This is a genomic window from Arenibacter certesii DSM 19833 (assembly GCF_000429545.1).
In the GTDB taxonomy this organism is placed as follows: domain Bacteria; phylum Bacteroidota; class Bacteroidia; order Flavobacteriales; family Flavobacteriaceae; genus Arenibacter; species Arenibacter certesii.
Genome location: NZ_AUCB01000028.1, coordinates 40,652 through 65,246, shown reverse-complemented (window position 1 = coordinate 65,246; position 24,595 = coordinate 40,652). Strand labels below are relative to the sequence as shown.

Below are 24,595 nucleotides of genomic sequence, written 5' to 3'. Positions count from 1 at the left end.
CGTTTATTAAAAAAAATTCGCTTATTTAAAGCCAATGTTCTTTAGTTTTTAAAACTTCCTATATTCCTTAATTAATTTTACCTTTAGTAATTATATATGTTGACATTGCCATGATTTTTTGTTTGTAATATCCTACCAAACTTAGTTTCTCATTAGCTTAATCCTCTACCTCATGTCCGTAAATTTTAACCTTACGTAAATGTAAGGGTTGAGGCACCCAATCATGGATAGTTTCCAGTTTGACATATCTGGCCAATTTACCGGGCAATTTTCCACCTGCATCATGGAAATCGGTAAGGGGCACTTCCCATCTCCATTGAAGGCCCTTTACGGCCCACACTTGTTCCCATTCCTTTTTGTCTTTGGATATATATACTCGCAGTGTCTCTGCCCGGTCCCCAAGGCTAGTACTGTTCTCTATAGCAAAACCAGTAAGCTTTTTAATTTTTTGCAAATCTATAAGCGCCCAAGGTCTGGCTTCCGCTTCTGTGTGAAAAGCATAGTCCATTTTGTCCAGTGTATCCGTAAAAAGATATTTATGGTTCGCCTCATTGTTACGTGGGCTAGTGGTACTTAAAGTCAGTTGAGCATTCTCGGAAATGATTTTTCCATAAGTATCATCCGCAAATATTGATCGGTCCTTACGATGGTCGAGCATCCCTTCTATCTCCTCTTCCATCGTCAATTCTATAACGGTAGCTTTGGAGTCACGTACCGATTCTGGCAACTTCAGATCAAGGCCATCTTCAGTTTGTTTATACTCAATAGCGGTACCATTTGATAAAATACGTGCGCCGAGCACCTTTGTAGGGCATGCCGATAAGCGAATTAGCTGAGGGGCCTCCGGTAGGGCGTATACATAGATTTTCTTTCCCTTACGGGTACTGCCCCCCCATTGATTAGGATACCATGGGCCGCCACGTGTACCATAGATCGCATCGCTATTGTCGTTCACCCAAGAACCAATCTCCTTGGCTAATTTCTTTTGGGTTTCATCAATTTCACCATCAGCGTCGGGAATGAAATTAAGCAGTAGATTACCATTGCCGCACCATACCCTCACTAATTTATCGATTACCTGTTTCGCGGTAAAGAACTCGTGATTGCTGGCATGGCTGTAATGGTGTACACCAATACTTGTGACCACTTCCCAGGGGGTTTTCATATACCCGCCTATTTTATGCTCCATACTATGATAGTCGCCCACGTTGTTCATATAGTCCCAGGAGCCATCACCAGAAATCGGCGGCCGTGATTGTATGCGGGTAATAAGCATATCTGGTTTTTCCTTTTTCAGCCGGTCATAAAGAGTCCTGGCAATATCTTTATCCCAACCCTCTAGCCATTGCCCATCATACCACATGATATCAGGGTTGTATTTTCGAATCAGTTCAAGACTTTGGCGTGTGGTAAAGTCAAGTATATGGGGAATGCCTTCTGGATATCCTGGCATATCTGATTGGGAACCATATACTTGTTCCCATTTGTCCTCGTGGATATCCATAATGGAAAGATACGTGCCAACAGCTATGTCCTTATTTCGGCATGCTTTTACGAACTCGTCTACCACGTCCCGTTTCAGTGGTGAGTTCATTACGTTAGCATCTGTGGTTTTTGTATCCCATAGGCAGTAGCCATCATGATGCTTGCAGACCAAAACTGCATATTTTGCACCAATCGTCTCTGCAACAGATATCCATTCTTCGGCATTAAATTTCTGTGGATTGAACTGCTTATAATATGACTCATATTTTGCCCTGCCACCAACCTCAGGCATAGACCAACTAATGGTCTTACCATGCAAAGCGGCCGGACCCCAATGTATCATAAAACCAAAACGCATATCTTCAAAACGCGATAAAGCCTCCAGGTCTGGTTTTGCCCCTTCGTTTACATTTTCAACCTCTGTTTTTATAGTTTTACTAGCTTCAGGAGTATTCTTACAACTTAAAATTAGAGTAACTAATACAAGTAATATCGTTTTTCTCATTTTTAAAAACTATTATTCTGATAATTTCAATTTCTTTTAACATTACCCCATGAACCATCACCTAAGGCTAAAAATCTCTTTTACTACCTAAAATAGCTTCTCCAAAATACTTTGGCCCATTGTTCTGCTTGCCTGTAAATGTTTTTTCTTTAGAAAAGGGAATTCCCTTTTTTGTAATCATGTATTTACCATTTTTGTTTGTTTCAAACGAAATAACACCGTCTTTTGAAAGCTTATATTTTTCATTTTCAGAAGTTTTTAGGTTTAGTATTTCCAGGGATGGACTATTCCAGGGATTTTGCAATTTGCATTGGTTCCCCTTTAAACTTTCAATTCCAACAAATGAAACTTCTTTGCTTTTATTGATTACCGATGATACGATAAAAGCTCCTCTAGACCTTAAAACAAAAGCACCTTCCCAATTTTCGGGGATAGCTGGGAAAACTCTTATTTTTCCTTCGTGGCTTTGAATAAGCATTTCCGATACAGTGGTACTGACAATGCTCAAGGCTTCCATCCCAGGTTGTACAAAGGGTGCAGCTGGGAGTCCTGAACTACCTGCTGTCTCTTTCGAATAATGCGTGCGTTTATCATATAGATAATCTCGTTGCGTAGTTACCTCAGCCGTCGATATAGAATCCGCATACTTCGATAATTGGTACCAGTGATCGATATTGTAAAACAATCCCTGTGGAAAATGTTGCATCCGTCTTATTGAATTGGTCATTTTCTCCAATGCAAATTCGCCTAACCCGAGCCTTGCCGAAACGATAGAGCCTGGAGTAATTGCATTTTTGGATGCCGGCTGACGAATCGATACATTTTCAGCAATTTTGAAATATTCAGTATCCTTATCATCAAGTCCCAATATATTAGCTGGAAAAACCTGGGTAGTGTGGGCATCGAAATGATAGGAGCCTACCCCGTAATTTTCAAGGGATGGATATGGATTCCCCTCTTGTGTAAATGCAGTTCCAAAAACCTTTCCCCTATCCGGAATATCAAGTACTGGAGGACTCCATAGGTGATTTAGTATATTTTTCCATTCTTTTACTTTTGACTTATCCACTTTCAGCATATTTGCCGACTCAACACACCAATCCAGAAGTGCTTCAATCATATATCTGTCGGAACTACTATTTTTTAGTTGATTTTGGGAATGTTCATAAGGCATTGTTGGAAATGAATAGTATTCTTGTTTTTTGTCGTCCCATTTTAAATAACCTACATAAAATTGCGCTGCTTTCTTTATAAAAGGGTAGCATTTTTCTTCCAGAAATTTTTTATCGCCCGTAAATTGATAATACTCCCAAAAAATTCCCGCAATTTGACTCGCAGCTGTGAAATGATTAATCATATCATCTCTGTATTTATAGGGCATATTTCCAAAAAAATCATGCGCTTCACTCCATAAGAGTGCATTTTCGACACCTCTTTCTTTTGCATAAGCTTCGGCCAAAGGCATCGTCCGGAAATAAGTATTTATATAAGGTAGCATTAAATCGCAATCGTTTTGAACCGCAACTCCCCAATATTGTTGTTGGGTGTTCCAGTGATGCGGAGTTACCCACTGACGCAAATCATGGTTCCAGGTCCACAGGCCACCGTTAAAAACAATGGGGAAGTTGGCACGGGAAGCACTTGCCGTTAAATAGCGACGATAATAATAGATGTTTTCGATATAATCGTCGGGAATAGAAACAAACGAACGTTCCCAAAAACTCTGCCACCACGCATCGTGCGCTACTTTCGCTTTTTCAATGGTTTCTTTCTCCTTGCTGTCCAATATTTTTATGGCATCCTCAAGCAAATTTTCACTTTCGTTCGATGTAACCACCGAAACAATAATTTTAGCATTTATATCGTTGCTGGTGCCTGTTTCGATAACAGCCAGTTTACTGTTTTTTATTTTTGGTGACGAATTTATTCCTACAACCCTGCAAGCCACCACAAAGTCTAGCCCATCCAAGTGTTCCGTAATATAAATATCCCCATTTTGGGTATTCACCTTTGATTTACCAAGTCCGAGCGAAGCATCTTTGTTGTAGCCTCCATACCAACCACCAAATGCCCTGCTTCCCCATCGTTCCAATGCTACTGTCATGGAAGTACCTGATTGTAATTCTCCCATAGTTTTTAAATTACAATCAATTACCCACGCATTGGAATTAGCATCAACCCAGGTTTTTATATCGGTATCGCTGAAAGGAGTAGTGCTTTTAAAGGAGGATGTGGCATCATACATGCTCATTCGCGCTTCAAAATCGTTTAAATAAAGCCATTCGGTATTGGGAATCCCAAAATCAAGCTTCAATTTTGCGGCAGCACGCAATGTTGTGTGCGATTCTTTATTCGGCTTGTCATACAAATCCGATTTATTTATCTGTATTTCTATTCCCGATTTTGTACACCAAACCATTCCGCCAATATCACCGTTGCCAATGGTTAACCCTTCAAATCCTTCATAATTTGGGGTTTGAAAAACAACGTCGTGTTTCGATAGGTAGTTTTTATAATCTACGTTAAGGCCTATGAATTCCTTTTTTTCTTGGGCCATAACTTGACTCGTAAGAAGTAGGAATAAAACTAATTTTATGACTTTACTATAATTTTTCCTAACCATTTTTTTTGAGTTTTTAAAAATTAAGTGAGAGTTAGATAGATGTAAAATCCACTCTCACTTAATTCCTCACTAAACTAAACGATTAATATCCTGGATTTTTATCGATTGGTTCTCTCCCAAAAGCTTTTGGGAGAGAACCAAAAATGCATAGTCGTGTATAAGATTTAACTAAAGCATACAATATAGGTTACTTCTTCCTATTCCGTAAACAAAGCGGTTATTTCAGATTGGGTTAGTACGCCACTATAGATTTTCAAATCGTCCAAATGTCCTTCCAACATGCCATGAGTGGTATTATAAGTTCCAGTACCATCCTCCCAAATATTAACTGGGTAATCGTTCACCGTATCAAAAAGAGCTCCACCTGCCAATCTGTTCAAGTCATAGGTATTATCTTTGCCAGGTTCGCTATACTGAACACCGTCTGAGTAAACTTTAAGCAATTTATTAGTTTGATCGATGACCATAGTAACCATATGCCAAGAATTATCACCCAAGTTTGCGGGGTTACCACCTGGTACATCACAATCGCCCGCATCCCAATCCAATCGATCTGAACCAGCGGCCGTTGCAGCCATACTCACTGTCCAACCGTGACCATTGGTATAGTCATTATCTGGCATATAGCTGTTGGCACCGTCGGTTGAAATAACCCAGCCAGGGTTTCCTCCACTGTCCCAGCTTTTATTGCCGAGCACTACTGGGTCGGATCCTGTGGCAATGTGCTTGATCCAGAAATTAACACTGAAACTTTCAGCACCTAATGGTCTTAATGCACTATCTTTAGGTAAGGTTGCATAAGCTCCAAAATTAAAGAAAACAACACCACCTCTTTCTGAATCGGTTACGAAATCTATAGCACCAGTTGAAGTTGCCCCCTCCGTTGCATGCAGTAAGTTACCACTTGAATCCGACAAATCCGTATCAAAAGGTAAATGTAGAATAAGCTTGGCAGCATCACTGTTGCCCTCTTCTTCTACAGGGGTGGCGAATGCCCATGAGGAATTATTGGTAAAACCTTCAAAATCATTTTCCGCTACATCAGTAATAGCTCCGGAAGCAATCTGTACGTAATAAGATTGATTCTTTTCTAGGCTAGTAGGTAAACTGATAGTAACCAATGCACCATTAATAGTAACCGAATTGGCATCGCCAATGGGTATTGTATATAGAACTTCATCAGCACCCTTGTAAACTACAATATCTCCTTGATTTCGCTTTACGACCTCACTAAAAACCAAGCTCAATGAGCGGGTACTTGGGGCAACATCATTGGCGCCTGTTTTTGGAAAGGCCTGCAATATAGCGGGTGCTTCAGTATCAACAACAATTGGTTCGGTTGAGTTTCCTTCATCGTCCGTGCAAGAAATCAAAATAGAAAATAATAGCAATGTCAAAATTGCCAGATACTTATAAATTACATTTTTCATAATCGTTTTGGTTTTTCGTTTAAAAATTTTAATGTTTCAAAATGTATTTTTCTCTTTACTCGTTTTCCCACCAGAACATACTTTTCCAATGTGCATCATACCATGATTTAAAATTTATATCACCAGGATATTCTCCTGATGAGACTACTGGTTCAATAAAAATTGGCATTTGCAGTGAAGGGCTTAAACCGTTATTAATTATGTACATTCTCGCATCGGTCCGGTCACTCTCACCAGTAATGGGAATATCAAATCCCTCTTTCCAGGCTCTTTTGACGCCCACAGGATTTTTTTGGTGCTCACTATCAGGATAATCAGCACGACCTGGAAGCCGTGTTCCACTACCAGAGCTTTCAAATGCAGCAGCATTGTTGGAGGCTCTTAATGGTGGCATCATTACACGCCGTTGCTGAAAATAAGGTTCCAAAATAAGTTGATAGCACGCAATCCATTTTTGTTCATGGATCAACAATTCCTGATTCCGTCCACCACCCCAACTCACCTGTTGTTGAGCCAAATATTCACCCAGACCTCCCAAAGCGTCCTCGGCATAAGCCCCAGCATATCGTGGATCTGAAAATGTAGCTTGGAACATTTCCAAGCTTGCAGCAATACCTTGCTCATATAAAGCCTGCGCATTGCCGGGAATCCAACCTTTAAAGGCGGCTTCCGCCTTAAGAAATATTACTTCCGGATAGTGGGACAAGAACCAAGGCTTGGTTTTTGCAGCAGCGGTGGGCACAAAGTTCGCATCTACCGGTCTGAAAAAATCTGTTGTTTGTCGCGATGCATATTCAACTCCTCCATTCCATAGTGCCGCATCACCATCACTTGTTGTGATACCGTAGAGATGGCCCACATATTTATCGACGCCTTTATTAGAGGGAACAACATACAAATTAGAATCATCCCAAACTTTTTGCACTGGTTTTGCAAATTGGTAGATACGGGGGTCTGCCAAACTTAGCAGTCTTTCTATAAATACGTTGCTTATGGGCAAATTATCTTCTGATGCTATCGGGATAAGATAAAACGGCGATATACGTTGGACCCCATCAAAAGAAAAATAGGCATTATCGCTATTGGACTCGAACATTGGATATTGGGCGGGGTTATTCACTATTTCTATTAGAATGCCCTCTGATAAGCCCGGATCGGAATTATGGAAATGCATGGCTGCCTTAAAACGCAGCACGTTTGCGAATTTCTTCCATTTCTGTATATTTCCCGCAAATATAACGTCGTTCCCCGAACTTATGGGGCTGGTTTGGTTTCCTATAAGGTCACTTGCCGCTTTCAATTTATCCATCATAGCTGGAAATATCAAGGCTTGGGAGTCGTAAGTTACTTGTGATACCAACTCTTCACCCACGGCATCGAAATAGGGAATATCACCGTAGAGCAGCGTCATGTTTAGCATGATGTATGTTTCCCAAATATTGGCAACCGCCTCATAACGGGTATCTCCAGATCCTTTTGCGGCCCTGCGCACCTGTTTGATTCCATTTAGCACGCCATAGCCTTTGCCCCACACGTTATCATCCAGATCGTGCCATGATCTGTGCCGGTTAGGCTGGCTCAAACTGCGGGTCTTGCCATTATATTCGACCAAAGGCATCATAATATTCCACGACGTTTCGCTAAAACCGTCTTCAGAATGGCCCAATATCCCATCCATGGTAGGCAGCAGAAACAGCTCGGGAGCGATTTTCTCGTCAAATATGGGCCTGCTGCTATCTAAATTTATATCGTCTTCCCAGTTATCACATCCTAACAAAAGAAGTGTGCTTGAAACTAATATCAATACTATAATTTTTTTCATTTCTTTTCCTTTGATTTAAATTAGTGTAAGGTTAAAATCGGAGATTAACGTTGAATGACCACGTTCTAGCCATGGGAATGGTTCCGCTGCGCGAAATCCCTGGGGTGGTGCCCACTTGAGAATTGTTCACAAATATTTCAGGATCTACATACTTTACATCGGTGAGCGTGTACAAATTCCGCCCCAATACGGTAAATCTTACATCCTTGAAAAACATATTCTCAAGCAGCTTGGAGGGTATGGTATAAGATAAGGAGAGTTCCTTGAGTTTTGCAAAAGACCCATCCCTTACCCATATATCATTTATCTCACCATCCGTGAGGTAATCTCCGTATAGCAGACCAGCGGTAATTTCGTCGCCAGGCTCAAATGGACGAATTCCCGTAGGACTATCCCAAACCCCTTCCGGTAGTATCGCATCCCTATTTCCTCCTGTTATAGGGGCAAAACCATCGCCGACAAAATTTTTCTCGAAACCAGCATAAAAACTATTGCCATATACACCTGTGATCAAGGCCCCCAAAGACCAATTTTTAAAGGTGAATGTATTTTCCCAGCCAGCTATCCAGTCCGGATTTACATTGCCTATTACATCCATATCGGCCACACGGGGCAAATCTTTTGCCGCATCGTGGTAGCGTTGGCCGTCGTACTGTTTTAAGCTCGAGTTATGTAAGGTTGGATCATAGATAAATGTACGGGCCGTTTTACTGTAAATCTGCCCTCTTTGGTCACCGGCCCTATCAATAATAAAGGTATTGGACGCCACACTTTGAGTAAATGACAAATCTGGATTGTTTGGGTCCAACTCTTGAACGACCGACTTATCTGATGACCAATTAAGGCTGGTCTGCCAGCTAAAATTATTGTTTTTTATAAGAGTGCCTCCTACACTAACCTCATAACCTGTATTCTTTACCTTACCCACATTTTTGACAGCTCTTGTATATCCTGTAACATCGGATACCGGAACACTCCAAATTTGATTTTCGGTAACCGAATTGTAGTAGGTAAAATCAAGGTTGAACCTGTTGTTAAATAGTTTAAATTCGGTTCCAATCTCATAAGCCGAACTGATCTCGGGCTTTAAATTGAGTTCTGGAAATGTACTTTCTTCACCTATTCCAGCTACGCCATTGATACCTGGTGTAAATAAATAAAGATACTGCAATCTTCCGGCGCTGGTGTCGTTACCAACCTCTGCATAATTGTTCCTTATCTTCCAAAAATCAATAAAGCCAGGCAATTCAACTAAATTATGTATCAAAACGCTCAAACTGGCAGATGGATAGAAGAAACTATTGTTCGCTTCCGGCAATGCGGAAGACCAGTCGTTACGTGCAGTCAAATCTAAATACGCATAATCTTTAAAGCCGATATTGGCATATGCGTATAAACTATTAACTGTTTTTTCAGGTCCAACGGCACTGGTCGTTCTTGGAAACTGCCTGTAGTTGGCCGCAGTAAAAGTACCTTCTGTAAGTAATTGCGACACGCTTACCGCAATGTTTTCTCTATTATAATGGAGGTGGTTGCCACCCGCAGATGTTTTTAAGGTCCAATTACTGAAATCCGTAGCGTAGGTAAGCAAAAAATCTGTATTCGACTCGTTCGATGAGTACTTGTTGAAGTGATAGGATCCAAATTCCTTCCCGGCACCTGCGTGTCCAAATGCACCTTTATTTTCAGTCTTGCCATTAAAATCTCCCAATGAAGTGCGAACCAAAAGGCTCAGCTGTTCTGTAAATTTATAGTTTAGGCTTATATTGGCAGACAAACTTTTGGACTGGCTTAAATTTTGGTCTTCGTATAAATTGAAATAAGGGTTATCGGTCTGCGATTTATACATGATTTGATTACCATTCTCATCTACGCGCTTTTTTAAAACCTCGGGGTCTACATTTAAGGGAATGAACCTTGGGTCGAAACTTCCGTTATTGGGAATGTCGGTCAATCTGTATTTAACGCCCACTCTCACAGAAAATTTATCGGTAAAATTACGGTTGGTGTTCAAATCGATGGTATGCTCTTTAAACTCCGTATTCGGTACCATGCCATTTTGCCTTACATCGGTATAGCTTAAACGAATATCAGATTTCTCATCCCCGCCTGAAATAGCTACGTTATTATTAAGAGTATATCCGGTATCATAGGCTTCTTCAACAGCATTGGTGTATGGCCTCCATTCATTGCCCCCCCATAATTGCTGAATGGATGGCAATGTAAAGGCAGGCCCCCACGAAAGATCGACCCCGGGCTGATAGACGCCCCCCAAACCTTGACCGTAATCTGTTTGATAATCCGGCAATACCGCTGGGTTGGCCATGGTTACGCTCGATCCGATTGCCACAGAAAGGCCTTGCGATTTTTTCCCACTTTTAGTGGTGATTACAATAACACCCGCAGCTGCCCTGGAACCGTAAAGTGCCGTTGCGGCCGGCCCTTTAAGAACCGATAGCGACTCTACATCGTTGGGATTGATGAAACTTGCTGGAAAACCATCAACAATATACAGTGGTGTATTATTACCGCCAATAGACGATTCTCCACGAATCACGATCCTAGCATTGGAAGTTCCTAGGTTCGACCTACCTTGGCTAATAAACACACCGGAAACTCGACCGTTCAAACTATTGTTCAAGTCCAGTTCTTTGCTTTTTTCGAAAATTTCTCCTTGCACTTCTTGAACTGCATAACCCAAAGCTTTCTTCTCACGACTGATACCTAGGGCCGTAACCACTACTTCATCAAGGTTATCACTACTTTCCTCTAATCCTATTATTATATTGGACTTTCCGTCAGCAGGTATCTCTTTAGTAGAAAATCCGATATAGGATACCACTAAAACGGCATTGGCACTAGATACTGTAATATTAAAATTTCCATCAAAATCTGATTGGGTTCCATTGGTGGTTCCCTTTTCGATGATGCTGGCTCCTGGTAATGGTGCACCATCCTTATCAACAACAGAGCCTTTAATATCCGTCTGCTGTAAATCGTTAAATTGGGAATCGCTGTTTACTCCCCCTAACCCAGGAACTTCTTTTTTGACAAGAAAAATTTGAAGGTCAATTACACTGAAGGTAGTTTCAGAATTTATAAATACATCCTTTATTACCTGAGTTACCAGTTCATTTTGGACATTGACACTTACTTTTCTGCTTAAGTCGACATCCTTTAATTTATAGGCAAATCTAAAATCGGTACTACTTTCGATCTGATCAAGCACCGATTTAACCGTGACATTTGCTAAATGCAACGATATCTTTGTCCGCTGCGAATACGACGTATTCGCTTGTAGGGAAAATAAAGTAGCAAGAATAATCAGCGTACTAAGTTTCATCTTAAGTGACAGTTTACTAACTGAGCCAGACCTCCTTTTAAGAATAAGAAGTTTTTTCATACTTTTGTAATGTTTAAATGTGGTTTTTTCATTAAGATCATACCTTTATAATTCGGGGAATGCTCGAACATTTCCCGGATTTTTTATTACTGTTATTTTTTGCAAACGATATAATCTTCATATCTAATTTTGGTCTTAATTTTTATGTTTCATATCATACACATCTGTTTTTTTGAATATTAGTGAATTATAATTTCCTTCCCATGGATCGTAAAATTTAACTTATAGACCGATTGAAAGTACTCCAATACTTTTTCTATGGATGCATTTCTAAAACTGGCATTGAATTTTTCGTTGGCCATTTCCAAGTTTTCATTAGTAATGGAAACATTATAGTTACGCTCCAATTTTGTGAGGATATTTTCAAAGGTCATATTTCTAAAAACCAGCTCACCATTGATCCATGATGTATAAATACTGGTTAAAACTATTTCTGATGTAATAGTGCTTTCCAACCTATTAAAACTTCCTTTATTACCAGGTTTCAACAAGAAACTACCTTTATCAAATTTTTCGGATTCGGTGTACAACCCTACAGAACCCTCTACTAATACCACATCGGTTACGTCATCCTCAGCATAGGTCGAAACATTGAATTTTGTTCCCAAAACACGAATATTAAGTTCATCCGCATTTATCACAAAAGGATGATCTAAGTCATTCGCAACATCAAAAAAAGCTTCACCATTCAAGAAAACCTGCCTTTCTTTTCCTGGCAAAAACGTTACTGGATATTTCAGAGAAGTTCCCGCATTCAAATGGGCTATTGTTCCATCCGAGAGCAATAGCTCGAATTTTTTACCAAATGGCACAGTCAAGGTGTTATATGCTAATTCTTCAGGGGAAGATTTAACTTCATAAACCAATTGATTGCCCCTCTGTTTACCAACAACATTTCCATTCTTGTCCATCACTTCAGAGGTACCTTCTTCAGAAATAACCTTTATAATTCCATTCTCCAACAAAAGCGTAATTTCTTCCGAACGCATATTTAATGAATCAACAGAATGGTAGTTAAGGCCATTGCTAAGCCTTTGATTTCCGTTGTCGACCGTTTGCATTTGATATAAATAAATAATGGAAAACAGCCCTAGAACCAACGCAGCAGCAGACACATATTTTTTTCCAAAGCCCTTTTTACCCATTGTCGAAAAAGAACTACTCCTTTTGGACTTTCCACCAGAAATAATTTCATCGAAAATTTGGTCAGCGGACAATACGTCCATCTCGACAGTCCGATCCAATAGGGGCAATACTTCTTCAACAGTCGGTAGCAGGTTGGAAGATGTCTCTTTTTTAAAAAAGACTATTAGTTCTTCAATCTCATCTTGTGAGCATTGACGGGTTGCAAATTTTCGAAGTAATATTTTTATGTTATCAGAATCGCTCATTAATTTGTTTATATAAACATGCAACTATATATAATACAGTTGAGCACAAAAAAAGTACTATCATATCTACGCTTTTTTTTAAAAAATTTATGCTCGTTTGAAGAAATTTGCAAGAAAGAAGTGAATAGGACCAAAAAAAATAAGTAAACAACCTAGTAAAACCCAAGGTTTCTTATATAATTAAAAAAACATAAGCGATCAGAAGTGTGAGATCACCATTAGCTTGTAAAAATGTCCTAACTGTTCCTAGCGATTTACTCATCTGGTTTTTTACAGTACTAACGGAAATTTTCAATACTACACTTATTTCTTGGTAACTTTTGTCTTCTTCTCGAGACATTTTGAAAATTAACCTTCGTTTTGGTGGAAGAGTATCAATGGCTTTTAATCTCAATAATTCAAATTCTGCTTCTTGAAAACCTCTGTCGATATGGCTATATGCCTCTTGCCGTTGGTAAAATATCTCCTGTTTGAGTTTTTTATCATTGACAGATTTTTGTAAAACATTGAAGGAAAGGTTTCGCGCAATCGTAAACACCCAGGATTTAAATGACTGATCGGGATTAATAGTTTTCCGCTTCAACCAAACTTTCAAAAATACATCTTGAACTATTTCTTTGGCGCTGTCCGGGGATTTCAAAAGACTCAAACTATAGGTATAAATATCGTTGCCATAAGTATCGAAAAGTTTACGAAATGCCTGCTCATTGCCCTTGTTAAGGTCCAAGATCAAAATTCTTTCTGATTTAGCTTCATCTACATACATTCTTTTCGCTTTTAAAAACCCTATACTAGAGCTACTCTTTCTTATTTTCCATTACGGTTGAACTCAAAAATAAAATGAATTATATACAATAAGTTTCAAATTTAAAATGTAAAAGGTTATTTAAAAACTTAATACAAATTCGGCACATAGGATGCAGCGCTTTTACAATTTATTGTGGAAACATTATCGATTGGTCTACCTTACCCTAAATGAAAGTCAATATACAATTATTTTTAACATATAATTAAAATATTCTATTCAGATTCAAAATCTAACATTAGAAAACATATTGAATTATAAATATCCATTCTCCAATCGGTTTCTTTTGTTGTATTTTCGATATCCAACGCATTAATTAATGACATTTTCTCAGGCTTTGCACATCCCATTAACCCCAAGAAAAACCCAATAGCCAATAGTAAATACTTCATATTTATGTCTATTTATTTTGAAGATTTGTTATGCTCTTCAAATAATTTAACCATTTTATTACTGATATAATCTGACATTAGCTCTATGCCTTTTTGATTGTAATGAACATCCCCTTTTGATTTGCTATATTTATCAAGTTCAGGTTCTACAAGACCATATAGGTCAATTACCGGGATATCATACTCTTTCATAATTTTTCTTGCAATACCGTTTCGATTTAACACTTCCAGATTTCTTGGAGCCATTTTTTCGCCAGGTTTATTTGAAGGGTATGGAGTGGTTAATGCAAATACAAGAATGGCATTTTTTGCTTTTTGTGATTTTAAAAATTTCACATACTTTCTCAGCCCTTTTCCATACTGTTCTACATTAAGGTGCCAACCATGAAGACCATTGTTAAAATAGATAACGGTATGATCGTATTTTGCCATTGCTATTTTAGTTTCACGATACAAAGCAGGATCAACTATACTTCTGGAAGAAGAATACCGGTCGCAGTTAAAACCTTCTTTTTCCAAAATGGGACAAATATCATTGTAAAATTGTCTAACTATGGAATTACCAATAAATAATATCCGGGGTTTGGAAGCGTCCTCTTCATTCCTCCAAAAGAAATCACTCCATTCATACCCTTCCCTAATATTTTTTTGCGTTGTACATCCGGGAGAAAGAAAGGCCATCAGGATAATGATTATAATAATTCTATATTTCATAATAAAATCAATTAACCTTGAATTAATTCTCTGAATCCAATCTTATTTTGATAAACACGGGCCTGTCATCTTCCAAATTAATGGTGATTCCTTCGATTAACTCATCACCGGAGTATTGTCCATTTAAATTTTGATTAGAAGAAACCAACACATACTTTTTCTCCCGATCAGCTATAAACCATTCAGGGAATTGATTGATACGCGGGTAGTCTATGGGCAAATGCAGTATTTCCTTATGTCTTTGGCGGTCAAAAGTCAATTTGCCTTTCCATGGTCGATCTGCTTTTATGGCTATCATAAGATCTTCTCCATTTACTTCAGCACCAAACTTCAGGTCTTCTCTCCAAGGGCTACAATGTATACCTTTTGTTTTCCACAAGCTATACATGATACTGGTCCGGGTAAAATTCCCATCTGGGTAGACGCCACTAACTATACCGTTATTCTTTTGCATGTCCCACATTACCTTAATCTCGCTATCCATCCATTCTTTCAATGATGCATCAGGTTCCCTGTTGTATAGGTTAATGGCACTTTCTATTGCATCTGCATAACCATCAACACTTGTACCTTCCCATTTAAAATTTCGGTATTTGGAGTTTAGATGCTTAATAGCTTCGAAGTAGGCATTACGGTATTCTTCTTTCCCATCGATTAAATAAACAGAATAGTGGGCATTTAAAAGGTATCCCCAATTATCTACTATCATACTGTCTTTAACCACACCTGTTTTTGCATTGATGGCATTGAAAAACATACCATCTTCGTTCCGCCCCACTTCTAAGACCCTGTCCAAGAGTTTATGAAGATTATTCTGGTATTTTTTTTTGAGTTCTGGATTAACATAGTTAAGTGTTACGTATAGTTCGCTCAACCCACCAATTACTTCGCAACCATGGTCTCTCAGTCTTAAATACTCCGATTGAGTTAAATCATGTTCTCCTCCTAGGTAATAATCTGCTATTTTAACCGCCCAATCGAGATACTTCTTATCTCCTGTCATCCAATACACCCTAGAAAGAATTTGTAACATTTCGCCATTTACTTCCTCCGATGCTGCTAGGTAATGTCCTTGTCCACCTTGTTTATCGTCTAATTCTATTTCCTTTAAAACATTATAAACATATGGAAGATCATTCAACATCTCCATCATACGACTATTCCAGGGAGAATCTCCAATAAATTCCAACAAAGGCAACAATCCATCTTTAATATACTCGGCAGATCCAAAAAGAATCCAGTTCATATCAGGTTCTTCACGCTTAAACTTTTTGGTTGAAAATTGATAGGTATCGGGTAAAGTCCGAACTCTAGAAGTCAACTCCTTCTCTTTATGTAGAATATCTAGCATTTCACCTTGATATAAACTGTCATCCAGCAAATATGCAGCTAACACCATAAACGGGTAATTATCAGCTGCGGAATTCTCAACTTCCCAAAAATCTTTTCTTCCGTCCACTAAGGTGGTAGGTATTAAACCACTTTCCGGATCTACATGCTCTAACCAAGCTTTAGTTAGGTTTAAACTTCTTCGGTAACCTTCGTTGGCTTTTTCACCATTTTCAATGGCATGTGAAAAATCTTCCGGTTTGAATTGTTCTTGTTTACAACCCCATTGTAACCAAATCAATATCAATACTGTTAAATAGCAAAAATGTTTCATCTCAATTTTATAGTTTATGATTTTTGTAAATTTCTGTTTAGTAAATAATATTAATTACAAGTTATTTTTTAAGGGTGATAAGAATTACTACGTTCGCTCCTTTTATTCCATATTCTGTAGTGTCCGTTCCCCTTTTGATTGCAATTGAATTGACCTCCTGAGGTAAGATGTGAGCAATACTCTGCGTTTCGAATCCATCTACAATAAATAAAGGTTCTTCACTGGCGCTCATGGTTTGAGTTCCTCTGGTAATAATGATACTTTTCCCATTTCTTTTCGCCCCGTCAGTTACTGGAAGGCCTTTGGTATCAATGAGGTCTCCTTTATGTGTTTTTTCTTTCTGATTTGTTTGACTATACACCAAGTGTATGGGTATAGTGAACAAAAATGAAAGAAGTAAGATTTTTATATTTATTTTTTTCACAATCAATATTTTTTAATTTGTTTTTACTCTAATAATTTGCATTTGGCCATATTGATTCCTGCAACGTACCTTCCCGTTCGGCTTCTGCCCTTTTTACATGGATTTCTTTTTCACTCTCTCCTGGGTTTACATACCATTCACTATCCGTATGGGCTTCCTCCATATATTCTTTGGCTTGTTGAACCACATCGTCTACTTCACCGGCTAAATTATTCTCACATTGTAAATCCTTTGTCAAATCATAGACCTCTATGAGTGCTTCAGGGTGCTCCCTGAATATAAAATAGTCACCCACCCTTAAAGATTGCCTGTGGGAATTCCAATATATTTGTTCGCTTGTACCAAATGAACCGTTTTCCCAGTACAGGTAATCGTGCACTAATTGTTTTTCGGGATTGCCCATTAAGGTTGGAACTAGGCTTATGCCATCTGATTCATATTCCTCTATACCAGCTAATTGGCCAGCAGTAGCCAGAAAGTCATATAAAGCAGTAACGTGATTCGAAATTGCGGATTGGATTTTTCCTGGCCAATAAACAAAATAAGGGATTCTCATACCCCCATCCTTTATAATAAATTTCCCATTAGGCCAAGGTCCTTTATTTTTGAAAATTGGGTCGTCTTCCCAAGGGTTTCTATTAAAGTATCCCCACTGTGAATATCCATTATCACCTGCAAAGAAAATTATAGTATTTTCTGCTTCTCCCAAGTCTTCAAGGGTTTTGATAATTTCCCCCACATGCCTATCAAGATGATCTACCATACCGGCCCATTCCTTATGTTTCTGTTCCCAAGGTTTATCCTTAAATTTTCCAATATCAGGTGTTATAACCGGTCCATGAGGTAATTGTGTAGCGTAATAAAGAAAAAAAGGAGTTTTCTTATTGTTTTTAATGAATTGTATTGCCTTTTCATGGAGGTAATCTTGGGAATTAATGACTTTGTCAGGATTTTCAACTCCATCGAGTATCAACTTCCCATTCCCATCATAGGTATGCTTGCCTTTAAATCCAAAGTTCTCCGGAAAAACTACTTTTTTCTCATTTTCCATTAAAAAATTAGGATAAAATCCGGTAGCCCTTCTCTGGTCGTAAAAGCCATACGAATGGTCAAAACCTTGTAGGTATGGAACCCCTTCTGTTCCTGGAAGCCCAACGCCCCATTTCCCTGTAAAACAAGTTGTATATCCTGCCTTTTTCAATAATTCTGCAACGGTAAAATCTTCGTCTTTCAAATAATCTTGCCCTCTAATAGACCTGTTACTTCTAATTCTACTATGCCCCATATGACTTCCTGTCAACAAAGACGCCCTAGAGGGAGCACATTCGCTTGCTCCTGCATAAGCGTTAGTGAACTGAATGCCTCCTGACGCCAATTTGTCTATATTAGGAGTAGTAAATTCCTTTTGCCCATTTATGCTCAAGTCGCCATATGATAAATCGTCGGAAAGAATAAATATAATATTCGGCTTTTGCACTATATCTGTTGTTGTTTCACATGAATTAGATAAAGTCGCCATACTAATCAATAAAGTCATAGTTTTGTAGTTTATACGTTTCATAGATTTTATTTAATGATAATTATGTTGCTATCTCCTCGACTTTTATCTATTAAAACCACCTCATCCGACACAACCAGGCCATCTACTACCAATTGAGTATTGACATTCTTTTGATAATCGTGCTTTATTATTAATATGTATTCTTTTTCTGAAATCGTGAGTTTAACGGCTTCGGCCAAATTATTAGGAACAGGTCTATCTTTTAGATTATAAATTGGTAGTTTCTCATATGACACATTTTGATTTTCCGGAAAATACAACAAGGTTAAAAAGGAATTGAACCCTTTTGTTTGTCTCGAAAGTATTGCTCTAGTTGTTTCCTCTTTAAAATTGTAATGTGGTGACCACCAGGCGTCTTCCAATTTAATTGTTACCTCATTTATAGGCTGAATACGCAAATTATCTTTATTGTAGGTCGTTATTAAACCCCCATTTTCAATTTCAACCTTTTGATTCGAAAAATTAAAATACTGTGTGTAATTGTGTTCATCATCGGCATCATAGCTATCAACTAGCAACCAAACATCCGGTTTTAAGTAAAGCATTCTTCGTTTTAAAAGTACCGGATCATTAAGGCGCATGTATGCTTTGTTAGTAGCTTCTGCATAATCAAAATCATCTTCAATTAAGGCTAAAACTCCTTCGGATGTAGCTTCAAAAGTGTTATTCCAAGAATGATTATAAATACTATTGGTCAGGTTATCAACTCCCAAAGTGTTGTGAGCCATATTACTTTTAAAATACTCTCTCCATTCATTATCAACATAGGTATAGCGTCCGGTATCCACTAAATAATCCCTACCATGAGCAAACAATGAAAAATGCAATAAATTATCGTGCGAGTGATTGGTCCCAAGCCTTCGTAAGTGCAGTGCACTATAAAAGGCATCTTCATCCCAGGATGTTCTAGAATACAGGTCGCCGGCACTTTTTTGAAATGCGGATAAAAAACTTGGTATTTCCACTTTTAGGGATTGGTAAAGACTATCCTGCTGCCTGCCAAATAAAAAATAGTTTTCAAAATCGAGACTATTAAATGCCCTAGACTTCAATAGTGGGTTTTTGTATAATAAACTAGCCATAGTAAGTAATCCCCTAATATCGTTATCATCACTATCCCCCAATAGCGGTTGGTTGTAATTTGGTTTCTGCCATTCAATATTGGCAAATGCCATATCGTATATTTTATTAGTTATAGTTTCCGGAAGTTCAACCCCTAATCGATCGGACAGCATAATTACATTCAAATAAATGCGCATAACTTCATTGTGGTACATAGTAGATTGTTCTATTTGTGTACCATCTTCAAGAATTTGATCTTGACTACATATACTTAGCGCATTCACCGCATTATTTATCCATATTTCCCTAGATTTAAATTCGGATAAAAAAGAAGCTGCATTAAATAATCCAGCATTTATAATAACACCCCAGTTACTTTTACAACTATCGTAAGTAAAAGAGTTTAAATATTCTGCCTGTTCTACCAAACTATTTAAAAATTTAACTAAGAATTTGGGTGTAATATGCTTAGAGTACTTCATTGACTCAAAGGTCTTGATCCAATTTTCCATACGAAATCCAACCTCCAAGCTTCTCCATGAGGTTAACTTCGTTTCATCATTTAAGGGATTATTATCAATCCAATGTACCGCTTGGTTCACAAAAGCCTTAACATATTTTTCATTGTCCGTTAATAAATAGGCTTTACCAAGATCTGTCCAATAACGATGACGGTTTAGCATCCACGTCCATTCTTTGTCTCCAAAAGGATTCAACTGCCAATTTATTTCATTTGTAAACTGATACGGAACTATTGTTTTCTCCATATCCCATTCATATTGAAAAAGAAAATTCTTATTGCAGACCCGATCAGCTGCCTCTATTGTTGATTGGCTATCTCCCGGAAAAGATTTTTTGATATATGCAATGCCTCCCTTTTTGGAACGTATATAGGTATTCTCCTTGACCCTATATGCTTTAAGAAGCGCTTTCTCCGCCAACGCGAGTTCATTTTCTATCAGTAAAAATTTAACATCGTGTAATTCCGGTTTGTCCAAATCGAGTTTTTCAAAGATGGTTCTCACCTGTGCAAAACCATTAGGCGCATAACACAGCGCTGCTAAGAAAATAATTACTAATATTCTCATTTGTCTTTAAGCTTTTTAAATTCACTATTGAAGAACATGTCATTTGTATTTAGAAATATCTCATTAGTCATTTGCTCTTGTATCAAAAATCTTTTCATAATTATGGTTTACATAAAATTTTTGTGATTTTTTATTTATATAACATGATTGGTTGTCACATAAAATGATACATAACATAAATCTAAATCACCAATCACAATTTTATCACTTCACTGCCCGCCAATAAAAAAGCACCAGTACCATAGTTTCTAAAACTGTCGGCTGAAAAGTTTTTTTTAGGGTCTTGTCCAATGGGTTGCACCCAACCCACCATTCCATTTTTGTGCTGTAATTCACATAAACCTACCCAAGCCTTTTGTACAGTTGACAAGTATTCAGTTCTATCTAAAATACCATTATTAATACCCCAAGCTAGAGCATAACAGTAGAAACCAGACCCGCTTGCCTCCCCGCCAGGATACGAATCGGGATCGAGTAAACTAGCACGCCATAGGCCATCAGGTTGTTGTAATTCTTTTACCTTTTTAGCCATTTCCTTGAAATTTTGAACATAAAAATCCCGGTTATTATAGTCCTTGGGAAGTTCAGTTAAAATTTTAGCAAGCCCTCCTATTACCCAACCATTTCCTCGACCCCAGAAAATCTTTTTCCCGTTGACCTCTTTTTTAGGGTTAACTCCAGGATAGTCCCATAAATAACCAATATCACGGGCATAAAGATGTTCCTCTTTGTTATACAATAGGTCATAAGTCTGTTTAAAGAGGTGATCATTTAGGGCTAAATATTTATCATCCTTGAGTGTTACTCCTAACTTTACCAAAGCTGGAGGCAGCATAAATAAAGCATCGCACCAAAACATGATTGCGCCATTGGATCTATCGATTATTTTCCCTAGGCCCTCTGTTTCTGAATAATGAGTAGACATGAATTTCTCTACGGATTTAGTATAGGGCTGAATCATTTTTTCTTCACCCGTTAAACGATACATATCGATATAGGTCTGAGGAACGGCATGATCATCCGCGTGATGTAACGAAGGTCCCATTTGCCAATCATTGGTCTCGCCCATTTTGTATAGTGCTTTGTATATCCTTGTGGACTTGGTTGTTTGGTAGGCAGCAAACAATCCAGAATAGAAGGCCCCATTGGTCCAATCTGTAGCTCTGGTCTCAAATTGCGGATGATCTAACTGCCAATAGGCAGCTTTTTTCATACGTTTTTTAATTTGCCCTTCATTAAATAAATTAGAAGTCATCTTTTGTGAATAAACCGAACCAGCTAAAATGATCATACACAGACCTGTTATTATTTTTTTCATTGTCATAGATCTTTAATATTTATAATGCATCTTCCTACTATTTAATTAGTAATATTTCCAAAATCAAACCAAAGTTTAATGGGTTCACTATGCTCTTCTTCGAAAGAACGTTGAAAAAAGGTCCTTTTCTTGCTTTTTGGACCTAGTAAGGATGCTTCTTTGAATTTGGTTCCAATGGCCGGAATATCATACAGAAAGGAAATATCCCCTTCCGGAAAGGGCGGTTGTATCCCTCCTGTATTAAATTGATTTTTTTCGGGTTTAAATAATTGAAAAAATAGGTTTGGAGTTTCTGAAATAATGGTAAATGGCACCTCAGTTGTTTCTAGGGTCATCCAATACAAATTTGCATGATACCCTTTAAATTCAGGATATATCAGCTTTTCAAAACTCTCCCCGGTAATGGTGTTGTTATACTTTTTTTCCCAAACCCCGAAGCTACTGACATCCGTACGGTTTTTCCATACCCTATACGGGCCTTGACCCATCCATTTCACGGACAGACATTTACTTTCAGGATATTTAAAAGAAATCCCCACGAAATCAGTATTTCTTAATTCTTGGGTTATTGGTCCAACTTCTAAAGCCAGAAGGCCATTCCTATATAACTTCCAGATTATATAGCCAGGATAGGCCGAATAGGAAACATGAAACAAAAAGTTGCCTTGCGCATCTAAATGCCATTTACTGGATTTTACATCTGAATTCACCCCCACTGGAACAGGTCCACCTGAAAGTGAAATTTCCCCCTTTCCGGTGTCTACTTTTTGAATAGTACCATCTATTCTATTAAATGAAATTTTTATATCCTTTACCGAAGCTATTATCAGATTCTCCCCCTCAATTACACCGATATTATTTGTTTCCCATGTTTTTTTAAATTTTTCCTTCGCTACTTGTTGAGGCTGTTTTACTGGCCAGCTCCAGTTACAAATTGTGTTCCCCGACCTATCAATCGCCTCAAATACAAGGAAATCGGCCTTTTGAAGTGCTGTCTTATCCGGTATCTCAATTTCAGCACTTGTTCCTGGACTGGCATCGGGGCCAATTAAAGAGCCAGATGCCACAATTTCCTCATGAACAGTATTCATTTTATTCTTTACCGCTTTCCAATTAAAAGAACATGTATTGAGGTTGGTAAATAGGTACTTATTTTCCAAAATGAGCTTTCTATCCCAGTTATCATTAATGGTTATTGGTTTAACCTGTACCGGTGACCATATTTTTTTGATGGTATAGAAACTCCCTTCTCTTTCCCTATGCGGTCCCAAAATACCATCGGCACCATGGTTGCCATCGGTATCAAATACGGTTTCTCTTTTGTCCGAGCGCAAAACGGCTTCATCTACCAATGTCCATAAGAAGCCACCAGCGTTTAAAGGAGAAGACTCGAAAGCATTCCAATAATCTTCCAGCCCGGCTCCAAGACCCCCATCATAAAGACCATGTAACAATTCAGTAGGCATAAAAACGTCATTACCTGAAATAAATTGATTGGTCACATAATCATAACTAGGGTAGTGCCTTGCATTTATTCCATTTTTTGATATCCCGGGATAAACTATGGGACGTTTTTGGATATCATAAAAATGGAACCATTTTTCATTCGCCAAATTCCAACCTCCCTCATTGCCATGTCCCCACATAATAACCGAGGGATGGTTCTCATCTTTAAGTACAGCTTCCTTAATCAGTTTAGGACCTATTATACTGTCGTAGCTAGCTTGCCACCCAGTAAGTTCATCAAGCACAAAAAGACCTAGTGAGTCGCACAGCTCCAGAAAACGTTCATCAGGAATATAATGCGACATACGCACCGCATTCATGTTCATCTCTTTTATAAGGCGTATGTCTGTTAAATGATTTTCTTCACTGAGACTTCTTCCTGTTTCTGGCCAAAATGAATGCCTGTTCACCCCTTTTAACACAACTTTTTTATCGTTTACGTACAACCCGTCGTGTTTGCGCAATTCTACCGTTCTAAATCCTATTCTCCGAGTTACCGCATGGAATATTTTATCATCTTTTTTCAAGGAAATACGCATGTCGTAAAGCGTGGGGTACTCCGGATTCCATGCCTGTATGTTTTCAAACTTTCCAGAAATGGATGTTTCCACATCTTTTTTCAAGCTTGCCGTTATTGTTTTACCAACCTTTTTATTCCCTAAATCAAACAATTCCACCTCAACAACATAGCCCTGCTTTCGACTGTTCACTTCAACTAACGCACTAAAGGAGCCATCGGCCTTTGCATTGATCGCAGTACGAACGAAGTGGGTCTTGGGCAATATTTCAAGAAATACAGGACGAAAAATGCCTCCAAAGATCCAGTAATCTGCTTGCCGTTCAGCTTGGTTGACCGATTCATTGGAAGAATGTTTGGCAACATCAACCTCCATGATATTTTCTTTTCCGTAATTTAGATATTCCGAAATATCATATTTAAACCGATAAAATCCTCCCTGGTGCATTTGCCCCACTTGTTTTCCATTGATTTTTAACTTGGTATCTGTCATGGAACCATCAAAGACAATGTTCACTACTTTTCCTTTCCAAGAATCCGATACCTCAAATGTATGTTTGTACAGGCCATGTTCCTTCCCCAGCTTTCGGTTTTTATCTTTCCAATCATGCCCGTAATTATAATTTCCAAAACCTTGCATTTCCCAATTAGACGGAACATCTATTTTTGTCCACCTACCGCTGTTCCTACCTTCAGTACAATAAAAATCCCAAGAAACTGTATTCGATGCATCTGTACCGGACAAATAAACTCTTTCTGTATTTTGCGAAAATAAATTCGGAAATGCCCCAACTAGTACAAGTACCATTAGTACACCCCAACATTTTATATCTTGTCTTGTATTCATAAATAAAAGCTTCATTTTGGAAAATGATTATCAAAAAAG

15 protein-coding genes are annotated in these 24,595 nt (G+C 38.2%); all 15 read right to left on the bottom strand.

Annotated elements, in window-relative coordinates:
- Window positions 1-157 precede the first annotated feature (157 nt).
- The gene (locus tag G466_RS0113995; RefSeq protein ID WP_026814231.1) at window positions 158-1,990 is read right to left on the bottom strand and encodes an alpha-L-fucosidase; all 1,833 of its coding nucleotides are present in this window, start codon (window positions 1,988-1,990) and stop codon (window positions 158-160) included.
- A gap of 67 nt (window positions 1,991-2,057) precedes the next feature.
- Window positions 2,058-4,547, bottom strand: coding sequence for a glycosyl hydrolase family 95 catalytic domain-containing protein (locus G466_RS0113990; protein ID WP_051315678.1), 2,490 nt, complete (start codon window positions 4,545-4,547; stop codon window positions 2,058-2,060).
- Window positions 4,548-4,810: 263 nt separating this feature from the next.
- The gene (locus G466_RS0113985; protein WP_026814229.1) at window positions 4,811-6,043 is read right to left on the bottom strand and encodes an Ig-like domain-containing protein; all 1,233 of its coding nucleotides are present in this window, start codon (window positions 6,041-6,043) and stop codon (window positions 4,811-4,813) included.
- A 55-nt stretch (window positions 6,044-6,098) separates the two neighbouring features.
- Window positions 6,099-7,865: a SusD/RagB family nutrient-binding outer membrane lipoprotein gene (locus tag G466_RS0113980; protein ID WP_026814228.1), complete on the bottom strand. Its 1,767-nt coding sequence runs from the start codon at window positions 7,863-7,865 to the stop codon at window positions 6,099-6,101.
- Between the two features lie 31 nt (window positions 7,866-7,896).
- Complete coding sequence (locus G466_RS0113975; protein ID WP_084418851.1) at window positions 7,897-11,268, bottom strand: SusC/RagA family TonB-linked outer membrane protein; 3,372 nt, start codon at window positions 11,266-11,268, stop codon at window positions 7,897-7,899.
- Between the two features lie 179 nt (window positions 11,269-11,447).
- Window positions 11,448-12,659: a FecR family protein gene (locus tag G466_RS0113970; RefSeq protein WP_026814226.1), complete on the bottom strand. Its 1,212-nt coding sequence runs from the start codon at window positions 12,657-12,659 to the stop codon at window positions 11,448-11,450.
- Window positions 12,660-12,831: 172 nt separating this feature from the next.
- Window positions 12,832-13,425, bottom strand: a complete 594-nt coding sequence (locus G466_RS0113965; protein ID WP_026814225.1) for an RNA polymerase sigma factor — start codon at window positions 13,423-13,425, stop codon at window positions 12,832-12,834.
- Between the two features lie 254 nt (window positions 13,426-13,679).
- Window positions 13,680-13,856 carry a hypothetical protein gene (locus tag G466_RS23905; protein ID WP_157373898.1) on the bottom strand — a complete coding sequence of 59 codons (177 nt, stop codon included), beginning with the start codon at window positions 13,854-13,856 and terminating at the stop codon, window positions 13,680-13,682.
- A 12-nt stretch (window positions 13,857-13,868) separates the two neighbouring features.
- Window positions 13,869-14,570 (bottom strand): SGNH/GDSL hydrolase family protein, encoded by a 702-nt coding sequence (locus G466_RS0113955; protein WP_026814224.1) that lies wholly within the window; start codon window positions 14,568-14,570, stop codon window positions 13,869-13,871.
- Window positions 14,571-14,592: 22 nt separating this feature from the next.
- Complete coding sequence (locus G466_RS22110) at window positions 14,593-16,233, bottom strand: hypothetical protein (RefSeq protein ID WP_051315677.1); 1,641 nt, start codon at window positions 16,231-16,233, stop codon at window positions 14,593-14,595.
- A gap of 61 nt (window positions 16,234-16,294) precedes the next feature.
- Complete coding sequence (locus G466_RS0113945; RefSeq protein WP_026814223.1) at window positions 16,295-16,657, bottom strand: TonB-dependent receptor plug domain-containing protein; 363 nt, start codon at window positions 16,655-16,657, stop codon at window positions 16,295-16,297.
- A gap of 28 nt (window positions 16,658-16,685) precedes the next feature.
- Complete coding sequence (locus G466_RS0113940; RefSeq protein WP_084418849.1) at window positions 16,686-18,218, bottom strand: arylsulfatase; 1,533 nt, start codon at window positions 18,216-18,218, stop codon at window positions 16,686-16,688.
- 5 nt (window positions 18,219-18,223) lie between these two features.
- A complete protein-coding gene (locus G466_RS0113935; RefSeq protein WP_026814221.1) occupies window positions 18,224-20,368 on the bottom strand; it encodes an alginate lyase family protein in 2,145 nt (714 codons plus the stop codon).
- A 193-nt stretch (window positions 20,369-20,561) separates the two neighbouring features.
- Window positions 20,562-21,686: a glycoside hydrolase family 88/105 protein gene (locus G466_RS0113925; protein ID WP_026814220.1), complete on the bottom strand. Its 1,125-nt coding sequence runs from the start codon at window positions 21,684-21,686 to the stop codon at window positions 20,562-20,564.
- 41 nt (window positions 21,687-21,727) lie between these two features.
- Window positions 21,728-24,556, bottom strand: a complete 2,829-nt coding sequence (locus G466_RS0113920; RefSeq protein ID WP_026814219.1) for a glycoside hydrolase family 2 protein — start codon at window positions 24,554-24,556, stop codon at window positions 21,728-21,730.
- Between the last annotated feature and the right edge of the window lie 39 nt (window positions 24,557-24,595).